This window comes from Bacillus kalamii (genome assembly GCF_047238185.1).
Taxonomy (GTDB): Bacteria; Bacillota; Bacilli; order Bacillales; family DSM-1321; genus Bacillus_AD.
Genome location: NZ_JBDFMI010000006.1, coordinates 1,094,642 through 1,108,432 on the forward strand (window position 1 = coordinate 1,094,642; position 13,791 = coordinate 1,108,432).

Below are 13,791 nucleotides of genomic sequence, written 5' to 3' on the forward strand. Positions count from 1 at the left end.
TTATATTTTTTGAATAGTCAAAACAATAAAAATATGAAAAATGATCACCGCGTTACCGTACTGATATTAGGAAGTAAGTGCTTACATTGCTTTGTTTTCAAGTTTCGTTCGTAAAAATTTTTTTTTACAAATCAGCAAAATATTTTACGGTTTGGAGGCGAATGAATGCAAAAAAGGATTTGGTCATCAGGTAAATTATTGAATGCTAAAGGGGAATTAGAGACGAAAGGGTATGCTACGTCTCTTTTGCTTGAATATAACCGCAGGGATATTAAGGCACATCCGCTTTGTGTAAAGGAATGGGATTATTATTTGATCCATAATGACAAATATGCGGTTGCCCTTACTATTGCAGATAATTCATACATGGGGCTTCTTTCTGTCTCCTTCATTGATTTTCAAGTCCCTTGGTATAAGACCGCCAGTGTCATGAAGGCTTTTCCTCTAGGCGGAATGGGGCTGCCTGGCACTTCCGGAACTGGTGATATCAGCTACTCTAATGATAGGATCTCTCTATCATTCAAACACATCACTGATGGGAAAAGAGAACTGTCCTGCCGAATGAATCGTTTCTTGAAGAGGGACTCTTTTTCATGCAAGCTTATCCTGTCGGAAGAGCCTGATGAATCAATGGTAATAGCCACTCCATTTCCCGGTAAACCAAAAGCCTTTTATTATAATCAAAAAATCAATTGTATGAAGGCAGAAGGATATGCGGTAATAGGGCACAAAAAATATTCGTTCGATAAGGAGAATAGTTTTGCCACACTGGACTGGGGAAGAGGAGTTTGGCCATACCGGAATACTTGGTACTGGGGATCTGCTTCTGGGGAAATTGAAGGAAGCGCATTTGGATTCAATATAGGCTATGGATTCGGGGATACATCTGCGGCAACTGAAAATATGTTGTTTTACAAAGGAAAAGCACATAAACTGGATAAGGTCCAATTCCATATACCGAAGAGCGGTGATGCCTACAGTTATATGGATCCATGGACCTTTTCATCGAATGAAGAGCGGTTGATGCTGGACTTCCAGCCTATTCTTGATCGCCGGGACCATTCTTCCATCGGGATTATTTCAAGCAAGCAGCATCAGGTTTTTGGCCGGTTCACTGGCAAGGCTGTCCTTGATGGCGGCGAACAATTAGAGATAAAGGACTTTCTTGGATTTGCGGAACGGGTAGAGAATAAATGGTGAGGTCAGAGAGGGGACAACTGTAAGCAATGGGAAAGGGTGAAACTTTCATATATACTTCAACGTATAAACAGCATAGAAAGTGAAAGGTGATAATGAATGGGTTGTATCGGCAATATTTTATGGTTTATCTTCGGAGGCTTTTTCAATGCGGTCGGCTGGTTTTTCATCGGTTTAATTTGGTGCATTACAGTGATTGGCATTCCTGTAGGATTGCAATGCTTCAAGATGGCTAAGCTGCAATTGGCCCCTTTTGGAAAAGAAGTAGTGACAGTCGATAACGGCGTCGGCAGCTTGCTCCTCAATATTTTATGGCTTATCTTCGGAGGTATTCCTTTGGCGATCAGCAATTTGGTAAGTGCCTTTTTCTTGGCGATTACAATTATAGGCATTCCGTTTGCCCTTCAGGCATTAAAAATGGCTCAACTTTCACTTATGCCATTCGGCAAGGAAGTACGCTAAGTGTGGAAAAGACATCTGTTTAGGGTGTCTTTTCTATTTAATCCAATTATTACTTGAAGGGATTCGCGAATACAGGCCGAATTTAAGTACGTAAATAGGTTGAAAAGGAGATAGAAAGATGGAGAAAAGCAAAGTGTTTCATGAAATCAGCCACTGGATGTACCGGAATGCCCGACCTATCGATCTGGCCCGTTGGCAGTATCATTATGAAAATGGAGAAAGAAACAATGTGTTGCGTTCTTTGCTTGCCTATCAGAATGAAGACGGCGGGTTCGGGCATGCATTGGAAGCCGATTGCTGGAATCGTGAATCTTCTCCCATACAAACATGGAAAGCTTGTGAAATCCTTCAGGAAATCGATTGTCCAAGAGAGCACCCAATTGTGGGCAAAGTGATCGCTTATTTACAGAACACATCTCATTTTAATGGCGGTTTTTGGTTGGCACAAATACATAGCAATAACGACTATCCACGGGCGCCTTGGTGGACCTTCACTGATGGGGATAATGCAGTGTGGGGCTATAACCCTACTGCTGCGTTGGCAGGGTTTGTGCTTGTATATGGGAATAGGGAGCAACTATTCTACCAAACAGCAACCCGAATAGCAGAGGAGGCATTTGATCATTATTTGAAATCGACATCCATTAGTGATGATATGCATGAATTAAGTTCATATATCAGATTGCTCGATTGTTTGAAAAGGTCAGGCCTTCCTTTTAAGCATGAAGGAGAAATTCAGGAGAAATTACAAAGAAATGTATCCCATTTAATTGAAAAGGACCGTTCCCAATGGGGGCTCCGTTATTGCACGATGCCTTCGCAATTTATTGATGGACCGGCTAATATATTTTTTCTTCAAAATGAACAGGTGGTCGAGGAAGAGTTGAATTATCTGCTCGACAACAGAGAGAGCGGCGGCGTATGGAGTGTTCCGTGGGAATGGGGAATGTATGAAAGAGAATTCAGTGTTTCCGAAAATTGGTGGCGGGCAGATTTGGCTTTAAGCTATACAAAGCTTCTCCATTCGTTTGGAAGAATTTGAACAGAATGCTGTAGATAGGGGAGAAGATGGGCATGGAATTAATCAAACCGAACATGTTGAATAAAGGGGATAAGGTAGCGGCGGTCAGCCTTTCTTGGGGAGGAGCCGGGGAACCGGATTTGCTGCATCGTTACAATAGAGGGAAAAAGGTGTTGGAAGAGCAGTTTGGCCTTCAGGTCATTGAAATGCCCCATACGTTAAAGGGTGCTGAATATGTTTATAAACATCCACAGGAAAGAGCAAAGGATTTGATGGCTGCATTTGCCGATCCTTCCATTAAAGGCATCTTTTCCTGTATAGGAGGCGATGAAAGTGTACGATTATTGCCTTATATAGACTATTCAATCATTCGAAACAACCCTAAGGTTTTCATTGGCTATTCAGATACGACCGTTACTCACATGGTCTGCAGAAGAGCTGGCATTTCAAGCTTCTATGGTCCGTCCATCCTGGCAGAATTTGCGGAGAATGTGAAGCTGTTCGACTATACAGCTCATTGGGTGCAAAAGTCATTGTTCACGGGCGACATCATCGGCAGTATTGAGGCTTCACCCGTTTGGACAAGTGAACATCTTCCTTGGGAGGATCAAAGCCTGAAGAGGGAGCGCAAAATGGAGAAACATGAGGGTTATGAAGTGCTTCAAGGTGAGGGAACCCGAACAGGACGATTGATCGGGGGCTGCATCGAAGTGCTGGAAATGCTGAAAGGGACGGATGTCTGGCCATCGCTTGCCGAGTGGGAGGGCAGCATTATTTTCTTTGAGACATCAGAGGATAAAACGGAGCCGAAATATATCGAATATTGGCTGCGCAATTATGGTTCGCAGGGTATTCTACAGAAAGCTTCTGCCCTATTGTTCGGCAAGCCGTATGATAATAGCTTTTATGAGGAATATAAGGAAGTAATCGTTAGAGTAGTCAGAGATGAATTAGGGCTCTCGGATTTGCCGATTTTTTTCAATATGAACTTTGGCCATACATCCCCGATGTGTGTCCTCCCTTATGGTGCGAGAGCAACAGTGGACTGTGAAAACCGGATGTTTTCTATTGAGGAACCCGGCACTATCTAATTGAATAAAGAATATGAAGGGAGTTTGCCCCGGGCAGGCTCTTTTTGTATGCTTTTCTTTAATCAACTTACGGCAAAGGTTGATTTTTCAGAGAGACAAGGCATACTAAAGATATCTTTTATCAAAAAGGTTGTGGTAACGTGCAAAAAATGAAGATATTGATTGTGGAGGATGCTCCTACCCTTCGGAATGAACTGAAGGATTTTTTGGAAAATTACGGTTATGAAGTGGAAGCGCCTGCTGATTTTAAGCACATTCTGGAATATACATCCAAGGAGGATGTCCATCTGATTTTGCTCGATATTAATCTGCCTGTTTACGATGGGTATTACATTTGCAGGGAGGTCCGGAAGCAATCGAATGTGCCCATTATTATTGTGACAAGCAGAGATAATGAAATCGATGAATTGATGAGCATGAACCTTGGAGCGGATGATTTTATCACGAAGCCTTATAATACCCAGATTTTATTGGCGCGCATTGAAGCGCTCCTGAAGCGTGCTTATGCGAATCAGGAATCTGCTGTTCTGTCATATGGAGATCTCAAGTTGAATTTGACGAATGGGACGATTGTTTTTAACGGAAAACAGGAGGAATTGACCAAGAATGAATTAAAAATCCTTCATTGCTTAATGAGCAGGAAAGGAAGTATTATCTCCCGTGAAGAACTGATGGAATATTTATGGTCATCCGAATTATTTGTGGATGATAATACGTTATCAGTCAATGTGACGAGATTGCGTAAGAAAATGGAGAAAATAGGAATGGATAACCCGATTGAAACACGCAGGGGGTTGGGGTATATCATGTCATGAAGTTAAGTGCATTCCTGAGAGAAAAATCCGGTTTTCTATTCATAAATATCCTCATACTGCTATTTATTGAGTTATTTCTTTATTTTATTCACGTCCAAGGAATCGTCATGTGGATTGTATTGTTGGGCTGGCTATGCCCCCTTCTTATTTCCTATTTACTCGACTGGTTCAAACATTACCGCTATTTCAAAGAAGTGATGGACCAATTCGAAACACTTGATAAAAAATATTTGCTTTCAGAGGTAATTGAAGAGCCTGATTTTATAGAAGGTCAGATCTTCTATGGCATTCTGTCCCAAACTGATAAAGAGATGCATGAACACGTCAATGAATATAAAAACATGCAACTGGAGTATAGAGACTACATTGAAGCATGGGTCCATGAAATCAAGACACCAATCGCGTCGAGCAAGCTAATGCTGGAGAACCAAAAAAATTCATCATCGCGTGCAGTCCTTGATGAACTTGAATCAGTTGAGAGATATATAGAACAAGCCCTATATTATGCAAGAAGCAGCAGTGCCAGCAAGGATTACCTCGTCAAAGAATTCGCGCTTGGCCGATGCATTGCCAATGTGGTCAAGAAGAACGCCAGAGGATTTATCCAAAATAAAATCAGGCTCGATATGGATGAAATACATGAGATTGTGTTCAGCGATGAAAAATGGGTAGATTTCATCCTTACACAAATTATTGTCAATGCCATTAATTATTGCAAAGGTGAAGAGAATACCATCTCCATTAAGGCCAGCAAACATGAGAATAATGTTATCCTTCATATCTCCGATAATGGAGTGGGAATAAACGAAAAAGATATAAAAAGAGTATTCGATAAAGGTTTTACCGGAGAGAACGGCCGTGCGTACCGTAAGTCGACAGGAATGGGCCTGTATTTATGCAAAAAGCTCGCCGATAAATTGCATCTGGGCATCTCTATCAAGTCCCAAAAAGGAGTTGGAACAGAAGTCAGCGTTATTTTTCCAAAAAGCAAAGTTGTATTATTAGAGTCATAAAAATGACTCTTTTTTTGCAGTCATTTTGGGGTGCCTCACCTTAAGCTTGTCGGGGCTGTGCAGGCGATCTCCGCTTTTCTTTTTGTCCAGCTGCGGCCTCCAGCCATTAGAAAACTTCCTTCTCCTCATTTCGATAAGTCAACATCAGCTCGCTGCGTTCACTGTGTTTCCTTTATCTTAATCGGATCAGTCCAGTTTTTACATGGCTTAACGTCGGCCTCCGCTTTTCTCATGTCCAGCTGCGATCGCCAGCCCCTCGAGGTCTTAAGTCAAGCCATTGTCAAAGGCGAAGAGCGGCCTTTGTCAATGCCTCACCTTAAGCTTGTCGGGGCTGTGCAGGCGATCTTCGCTTTTCTTGGTGTCCAGCTACAGCGGCTAGGCCCTCGAGGTCTTAAGCCAAGAATAGTCAAAGGCAAACCCAGCCTTTGAGCAATTCTCGTCTTAAGCTTGTCGGGCCTGTGCAAGCCGCCTCCGCTTTTCTTTTTGTCCAGCTGCGGCCTCCAGCCATTAGAAAACTTCCTTCTCCTCATTTCGATAAGTCAACATCAGCTCGCTGCGCTCACTGTGTTTCCTTTATCTTAATCGGATCAGTCCAGTTTTTACATGGCTTAACGTCGGCCTCCGCTTTTCTTCACTCTTACATTTTTGTAAGGGTAGCGACAGGTTATTCGATATGTGGAATTTGGGGCATGGGGTACACTAGAATCAATTAGGAATGATAAAGGAGATCGATCAGGATGCGAACGATTCTTAAGGTAGACCAAATTGAAAAATACTATGGCAATAAGGGGAATGTTTCCAAAGCTATTGATTCTATAAGTTTTGAAGTAGAAGAAGGGGAGTTCGTCGGAATTATGGGGCCGTCTGGAAGCGGTAAAACCACATTGTTGAATTGTATCTCTACCATTGATACGATTACGACCGGCCGTATTGAAATTGACGGATTGGATGTGACTAAGCTGAAAGGGAAGAAGCTGGATAAATTCCGCAGGGATGAATTGGGCTTTATTTTCCAGGATTTTAATCTGTTGGATACGCTGACTGCATTTGAGAATATCGCTATCGCATTGACGATACAAGGCTGTAAACCAAGCGAAATCCAGAGAAGGGTGGAAGAAGTGGCTGCCAAACTGGAAATCTCGGCTGTGCTTAACAAGTTTCCGTACGAAATGTCAGGGGGGCAAAAACAAAGAGTTGCTTCTGCCCGAGCCATTGTTACAAATCCGGCCCTTATTTTAGCGGATGAACCCACGGGTGCATTGGATTCCAAATCGTCCCGTCTGCTTCTGGATTCATTTGAAAAATTGAATGAAGAATTGAGTGCAACCATTCTAATGGTTACCCATGATGCATTTACAGCAAGCTATGCAAAGAGAATTCTATTCATTAAAGATGGGAAGATATTCAACGAGCTGATTAGAGGGAACGATACACGCAAGGCATTCTTTAATCGAATTTTGGAAGTTGTTACTCTTCTGGGAGGCGACACAAACAATGTTCTTTAAATTATCTGCGCGTAATGTGAAGAGAAGCTTCAAGGATTATTTTATTTACTTTTTGACGCTGACTTTTGCTGTATGCATTTTTTATAGTTTTAATTCTCTCTCCGATCAAAAGGCTATGATGGATTTAAGCGCTAATCAGACTGAAATCATCGGCACGTTGACACAATTGATTTCCGGCATTTCCGTTTTTGTTTCTATTGTCCTTGGTTTTCTGATTATATTCGCCAATAACTTTCTGATTAAACGGCGAAAAAAAGAGCTTGGTTTATATATGTCGCTTGGGATGGGGAAATATAAAATATCCAGAGTCCTCGTTGTAGAGACCTTATTTGTCGGCATGATATCTTTAGTGACTGGACTGCTGTTCGGAATTGCCCTTTCACAGGGATTGTCTGTATTGACAGCTTCATTATTTGAAGTGAATATCACTAAATTTCAATTTATCTTTTCAAGCGATGCGATGGTGAAAACGATCCTATATTTCGGATTGATCTTTATCTGTGTTATGGTTTTCAATTCGTTCATTATCTCCAAGTATAAATTGATAGACCTGTTGACGGCCAGCCGTAAAAACCAAACGTTGAAAATCAGAAAGACATCAACGTCAGTTGTGTTGTTTCTTCTGTCGGTCCTTTTATTGGGCGTTGCTTATTCGCTTATGTTGAAATATGGAATAATAGAGAGTATGTCGTTGACTTGGGCGTGTGTAGGTATGGGAGCAGCCGGTACATTCCTGTTTTTTATGTCTTTATCTGGTTTTTTATTAACCATGGTGAAGAATAACAAAAACATCTATTTCAAGGATGTGAACATGTTCATATTGCGCCAGATCAACAGTAAGGTGAATACAACTTTTGTCTCCATGACGATTATTTGCTTAATGCTTTTCTTTACAATCGGTGTATTATCGACTGGATTCAGCATGAAGAACAGCATGGAAGGCGATTTGGAAAAATCGACACCATTCGATGCGACCATTTATAAGTATTACAACAGCCAAGAACCTTTATCAATCGACGAAGCTTTGGTGAAAATGAACGTTGATCCAAATACACTCGGAGATCATCACAGTATAACGGTATATCATACAGAAGAAACGTTAAATAAATGGCTCACTCCATATAAGGATAAGAAATCCGAAAAATTTATCAACGATTCTTATAAGCAACCAATCAATGCCGTTTCTTATTCCGATTATAAAAGGGTTGCCGAACTTCAAGGAGTTAAACCGGAAGCTTTAAAACCAGGCGGAATGATCCTGATTTCCAATGTAACAGGCTTGGAACCAACTATTAACCGGTTCGCAAATGATATTGAAAAAGTTTCCGTTAACGGAAAGGAATATGAAGTGCCTGAAGCAGTGACTATGTTTTCAATGATGACCGATTTTCAACCGTTTGATACATTGACAGTTGTTCTTCCTGACAATGCGCTTACATCTATGAAAACATATCTTTCTGCGATAGATATACAATATAAAGGCAACAAAGAAAAACATGACCAAATGCTATATGATCTCGCAGATAAGTTCACGGGCAGACAAGCGGATCCCGGCAAATATGATCTATTTTTGCAAAGCTGGAGCAAAACGATGGTTTATGAAACGAAAGTCGGAGCTGCAACCACATTTGTTTTCTTAGGCATCTATTTAGGGATTGTCTTCTTGATTTCAAGTGCGGCTATCCTTGCCCTCCAACAATTGTCCGAAGCAAGTGATAATCTGGAAAGATATCGAATGCTGAAAAAAATAGGCGTCACCAAAAAAAGCATCAATCGATCGATTTTTTGGCAGATCTTCATTTATTTCATGATGCCTCTGGCTCTTGCTATCGTGCACTCTGTTTTTGGCATTCAGGTAGTGAACCAGCTTATTGTTCTTTTCGGGGAATCAAGCGTGTTAATTCCCTCTTTAATAACAGGATTGATTCTTATTATTGTATACGGCGGTTATTTCCTTGCCACATATACAGGATATAAAAACATAGTCAAATAAAGGGAGGAAGGGCCGCCGCTGAAACAGTGGCGGCCTTTTTTGGATAAAAGCAATTCACCTATTGTTCACTATGTTAGAATTATTAAAATTGGTAGTATGTTAAAATATATTTGGTTTTTGAAAGGATATCTGCTCTTAAACCAATATATAATAGAGTCAGGGAAGACAATAGAGGCAATAGTTGACACACCAGCCACGGCGAGCTCCGTACAATCAGGGATATAGTTCATCGATTAATCGAGGAGGGATACAGTTGGAGCTAAGACACTTGCAGACTTTCCAAATAGTAGCTGAGGAATTGAATTTAACCCGTTCCGCTATGCGCTTAAATTATTCACAGCCGACCATTACGAAGCATCTGAAGATATTGGAGAATGAAATTGGGTCCCCTTTATTTGTAACTGAGGGAAATAAGAAGAAGCTGACAAAAATAGGCGAGCTCTTTTTCCAGCACACAAAAAATATTTTAAATGAAATGTATACGCTTAATGAAGAAATAAAAGATTTTAATACAAATAGCCAAACAATCAGATTATGCGGTTTGGATTTTTATGGATATTATTATTACCTTCCCAACATAAGAGAGTTCCAACGGAAGCATCCTGAAGTCACTTTCGAGATTATAGGCGCCAGCTGCGATAATTCATTGACGCTGGTGAACCATCATGAATGCGATTTTGGAATCAGCGTCGGTAAGCCAATGGCATCGGAATTCACTCACTATTCGCTTGAAAATGAGGATCTTGTTTTATTCGCTTCAAGTAAAATAGCTAAAGATCCATCCTATAAAGAAAACTGTATTGAGAAGTATCCTGTTTTATTGGATAAAAAAGCAAACCACTTCTATTATGGCTTTTTAAAGCAAGGTCTCACATTTCCGAAAATGATCCACTGCAGCAGTGATGAAACCGTTAAAGAAGGGGTTTTAACCGGATCATATATCGGGATTGTTGGGACAGGAAGAATACAGGATGAAGTTGACCGTGGTGAACTAACGATCCTGGATACGTACTCTAAAAATGTTCCTGTTAAATTCTTCACGTTGACCAGCAATCTATCAAATCCGCTATTAGAAAGCTTTTATCATTCATTCATTGATTCCTGGCACATGAACAAACAGAGGGCAGAGAAGCAAAAAATGAAAAAAATAGTTAATTGATAAGGAGAATGGCGGCATAAGCAAAAAAAACATCCGTTATGGGTGGCGGTCTACAGTTTTGGCTCTGATCCATGTTAAATGTTGATTTCTATACAACAAAGGGGAACCTCATTTGCCTGGGTTCCCCTTTCAAATTCATATATCTGATTGCTAAAATGTATCCAATCATAAGGTTCAAACAAGTCTTTTATTGCGAAGGCTGCCCTAGCCCGTTTAGTATAAACGATACGACTTCTTCTATTTCCTTTTCGCTTATGGACTGTTTATTTAACAATACAAAGTTAGAAATAAAGAATCCACATATTACAGTGCTTACCATTTTTAAAATGGATTCGTTTGGTATGTCTTTAATGTCACCACGTTGTTTAAATGCCTCAATCACTTTTATTAGACGATAAGATCCCACTTTTAATACATAGGGAAGGAATTCGTTTTTAAGTTCCTCTTTATAAAACATTTCCTTTATGAATACCTGAAATATTTCTCTGTTTTCTGAGAGAAAGGTAACACGGTTTGTTAAAAGAGCTCTCAAAAACTCTTCAAATGAACACTCATCATTCATCAGTTCTCCTATGAGTTCATCTGCCATCGCAGGAAAAAAGTCTTTTAGGAAAGGCACCATTATAGATAACAATAAATTTTCCTTCGTTCCATAATGCTTAAAAATGGTTCCTTCTGCTACGCCTGCTTTTTTGGCTATTTCAGATGTTGAAGTATTGGAATATCCTTTTTCCGCAAAAGTAGCAATCGCCACCTCAATAATTTTCTTTTGTTTAACCGTTTGTTTATTGGATTTTTTAAGTATTTCAGCCATTTCATCCAATAGATTATTATTTGCCATTTGATTCACCATCTTTGCTTAAAGCTATATCGCTTCCGTATTATAGCTTACGATATTTTTTCAGAGCAAACAAATTCAAGACGATAAATACTGCTGCAAAAGCCAACAAGATATATAAGTCACTACTAATGTCAGATAAATGTAAACCCTCGTACATGACACCTTTTAACGCATTTGCTGCATAATACAGCGGCATAAAATTTGCAAATACTTGTAGCCAATCCGCCATTCCATCTATAGAGAAAATACCTGAAAAGAATATTTGCGGCACAATTATGAGCGGAATGAACTGGACCATCTGGAATTCTGAACTGGCGAAAGAAGATAACAATATGCCAAGTGACAAAGCTACAAGAGCAACGATGATATTAATTAAAATAACATTCCAAATAGAACCGACTAAAACCATATCCAGCACATTGACCGCAAACAAAACAATAATAATGGTCTGTATCAATGCCAATAAACCGTAGCCAACAAGATAGCCTGTGACAATTTCTCCTCTTTTAATCGGTGTTGCTAATAAACGCTCTAGTGTTCCAGTTGTTCTTTCATTTAATAGCCCAATGCCAGAGATTAAGAAAACGAAAAAGAAGACAAAGAACCCTACTAAAATAGGACTAAAGGTATCAAATAGCTCTGTATCACTGCTGCCGTAAACATAGTTGGTTTTCACTGATTCTTGTGATGGAAGTTCACTCGGTACTCCGTTTGTTCCCATCAGTTTTAATTGCATTTCTTTATTATAAATCTGCTTTACTTTCATCTCCAAGCTTTTCGCTATTGAAGGATCGTCATTAAGTAACGTTATTATAGATGATTCGCCTTCAATTTGTAAAAAGCCATCTAAATGTTTATCTAATATAGTTTCATTCACATTTGAAACCTTGCTATATTCTTTTACTACAATATCTGCCTCTTTTAGTTTTGCAATGAGTTGCTGATTGCCATTAGCAACTCCCAAAATAGGGTCAACGGCATTTCCATTAAAGACCAGGTTCATTAGCGTTAATACTAATAACGGAGCCACAAAGAGAAGAGCCAATGTTCGTTTATCTCTAAAAATCTGCAATAAAATTCGTTTAATAAGCGCTATTGTTCTCAATGTGCTTTCCTCCCCGCATCTAAGAATACTTCATCCAAGCTATTCACTTCATACTGTTCTTTTAATTGGAGCGGAGTGCCAGTTGCTATAAATGAACCATCTCTAACCATTGCAATGTAATCGCACTTTTCTGCTTCATCCATTACGTGAGTCGTTACAATAATGGTTTTTCCTTCCTCATTTTTCAACCGTAACAGTTCATTCCATATACTTAATCTTAATTCAGGATCTATTCCTACTGTAGGTTCATCCAATATTAGAACTTGAGGGTTTTGAATTAAAGCAATTGCTAGGGATAATCGGCGTTTCATGCCTCCTGAGTAAGCTGACACTCTTTTATTGAGGTCCTCAGTTAGGTTGACTAAGTCAGCAGCGTATTCAATGCGTTTCCGTTTTTCAGTTTTATTTAATTGAAATAGCGATGCGAAAAACATAAGATTTTCCTTGCCGGTAAGAGCTGTATATAGGGCATCCGATTGGGCCATATATCCAATCTGCTGTAAGATTCGTAAATTAGGCATTTTTTCGCCTAATAAATAGATAGCACCTTTATCAGGGGTATCCATTCCAACGATCATCTTAACAAGCGTAGTTTTTCCAGCTCCTGAAGGTCCAATAAAACCATAGATACGACCTTCTTTAATATCAAAGTTGATATCTTTTAAGACTACTTTTTTGCCGAAACGTTTAGTTACTTCCCGAACCTGAATAGTGTTTATTTCGCTCATTGTTTAGTCTCCCTTCTAAAAGTGAGTGTTTAATCACTTACTTTTAGTATAATTCTACGTTAAACATTTTTCAATATTAAAGTAAGTAACTACTCACTTTAAGGTTGGAAAGCTTACGCACTCATCATTCATAATTCCGCACACCTGATTCGTTTGAGGCGCCTATTCCTTTTTCGAATATAGGTTATTACAGATAGGAAATGTTAAGGAGCCCCAAAGAGGTAGCATTATTGGTGAAGAAATGAACATATAGGAATTTTTCAACCGATTGTGTTTGTCCAAGAAGTAATTCCAATATGTAGAAAGGGTTATGGATAGGCTGAAATAAAAAAGGTCAGCGTGAAGAAGTGAAGAAGTAAAAACGTGAATAACTAATGATTATGAATAATTATTTATGTTTTTGCATATTTTTTAACCTTTTTTCCTCCAGTATGCTTATTTTTATGTGTAACTGTTTTCTGTTTCTCCATAAGAGTTGTACTAATTAGTAGCAACACTTATGGAGTTTTTTATTGATCAATTAGTTAACAAAGGTTTTCTCTATGTGTTTATTCGTGTTTAGAAAATCCTTCCTATTCTTTTTATGAATATTGAGTATTACAGTTAGGAAAATCAACTAGCATGTGGAAACTTATAATAAATGTATAAAGGAAAGGAGGAAAAAGGAAATCCTTTAATGAAAGAATAGATTATCTAAAGGTACATCCTCTTGTCTGGAAGATCGTTGTATACAACAGTACAAACATAAATGGTAAATGCGAGGCCTGCAAAAAATTTGGTTGGCATCTCTAGCCATGCATTTATGTGAATAACATCACACATATAGTGTTAATTTGCAATTCCGGCCTAAAAAGGCCATCA

General features: G+C 39.3%; 12 protein-coding genes. 9 read left to right on the forward strand and 3 right to left on the reverse strand.

From position 1 onward, the window contains the following. The first annotated feature begins 165 nt into the window (after positions 1–165). The 9 genes from ABC357_RS23205 to ABC357_RS23245 all read left to right on the forward strand — a co-directional run bounded on the left by ABC357_RS23205 (position 166) and on the right by ABC357_RS23245 (position 10,256). On the forward strand, positions 166–1,200 hold the full coding sequence (locus ABC357_RS23205) for a DUF2804 domain-containing protein (RefSeq protein ID WP_412889870.1): 1,035 nt from the start codon (positions 166–168) through the stop codon (positions 1,198–1,200). Between the two features lie 96 nt (positions 1,201–1,296). Further along, positions 1,297–1,659 (forward strand): YccF domain-containing protein, encoded by a 363-nt coding sequence (locus ABC357_RS23210; protein ID WP_412889871.1) that lies wholly within the window; start codon positions 1,297–1,299, stop codon positions 1,657–1,659. A gap of 118 nt (positions 1,660–1,777) precedes the next feature. Next, positions 1,778–2,701, forward strand: coding sequence for a prenyltransferase/squalene oxidase repeat-containing protein (locus tag ABC357_RS23215; RefSeq protein WP_412889872.1), 924 nt, complete (start codon positions 1,778–1,780; stop codon positions 2,699–2,701). A 26-nt stretch (positions 2,702–2,727) separates the two neighbouring features. Next, a complete protein-coding gene (locus tag ABC357_RS23220; RefSeq protein ID WP_412889873.1) occupies positions 2,728–3,771 on the forward strand; it encodes a S66 family peptidase in 1,044 nt (347 codons plus the stop codon). A gap of 149 nt (positions 3,772–3,920) precedes the next feature. Next, positions 3,921–4,586, forward strand: coding sequence for a response regulator transcription factor (locus ABC357_RS23225; protein ID WP_412890110.1), 666 nt, complete (start codon positions 3,921–3,923; stop codon positions 4,584–4,586). Next, positions 4,583–5,599, forward strand: a complete 1,017-nt coding sequence (locus ABC357_RS23230) for an ATP-binding protein (protein WP_412889874.1) — start codon at positions 4,583–4,585, stop codon at positions 5,597–5,599. Before ABC357_RS23225 ends, ABC357_RS23230 begins: the two co-directional genes overlap by 4 nt. Positions 5,600–6,336: 737 nt before the next feature. Beyond that, the gene (locus ABC357_RS23235; protein WP_412889875.1) at positions 6,337–7,104 is read left to right on the forward strand and encodes an ABC transporter ATP-binding protein; all 768 of its coding nucleotides are present in this window, start codon (positions 6,337–6,339) and stop codon (positions 7,102–7,104) included. Beyond that, positions 7,094–9,097 carry an ABC transporter permease gene (locus tag ABC357_RS23240; protein ID WP_412889876.1) on the forward strand — a complete coding sequence of 668 codons (2,004 nt, stop codon included), beginning with the start codon at positions 7,094–7,096 and terminating at the stop codon, positions 9,095–9,097. The genes ABC357_RS23235 and ABC357_RS23240 overlap by 11 nt, the downstream gene beginning before the upstream one ends. Positions 9,098–9,350: 253 nt before the next feature. After that, complete coding sequence (locus tag ABC357_RS23245) at positions 9,351–10,256, forward strand: LysR family transcriptional regulator (protein ID WP_412889877.1); 906 nt, start codon at positions 9,351–9,353, stop codon at positions 10,254–10,256. 187 nt (positions 10,257–10,443) lie between these two features. Here ABC357_RS23245 and ABC357_RS23250 read toward each other — a convergent pair whose 3' ends face one another. The 3 genes from ABC357_RS23250 to ABC357_RS23260 form a co-directional block, all read right to left on the reverse strand. Next, a complete protein-coding gene (locus tag ABC357_RS23250; protein WP_412890111.1) occupies positions 10,444–11,070 on the reverse strand; it encodes a TetR/AcrR family transcriptional regulator in 627 nt (208 codons plus the stop codon). A gap of 67 nt (positions 11,071–11,137) precedes the next feature. Continuing rightward, positions 11,138–12,202, reverse strand: a complete 1,065-nt coding sequence (locus ABC357_RS23255) for an ABC transporter permease (RefSeq protein WP_412889878.1) — start codon at positions 12,200–12,202, stop codon at positions 11,138–11,140. Beyond that, on the reverse strand, positions 12,199–12,930 hold the full coding sequence (locus tag ABC357_RS23260) for an ABC transporter ATP-binding protein (RefSeq protein WP_412889879.1): 732 nt from the start codon (positions 12,928–12,930) through the stop codon (positions 12,199–12,201). The genes ABC357_RS23255 and ABC357_RS23260 overlap by 4 nt, the downstream gene beginning before the upstream one ends. Positions 12,931–13,791: the final 861 nt, after the last annotated feature.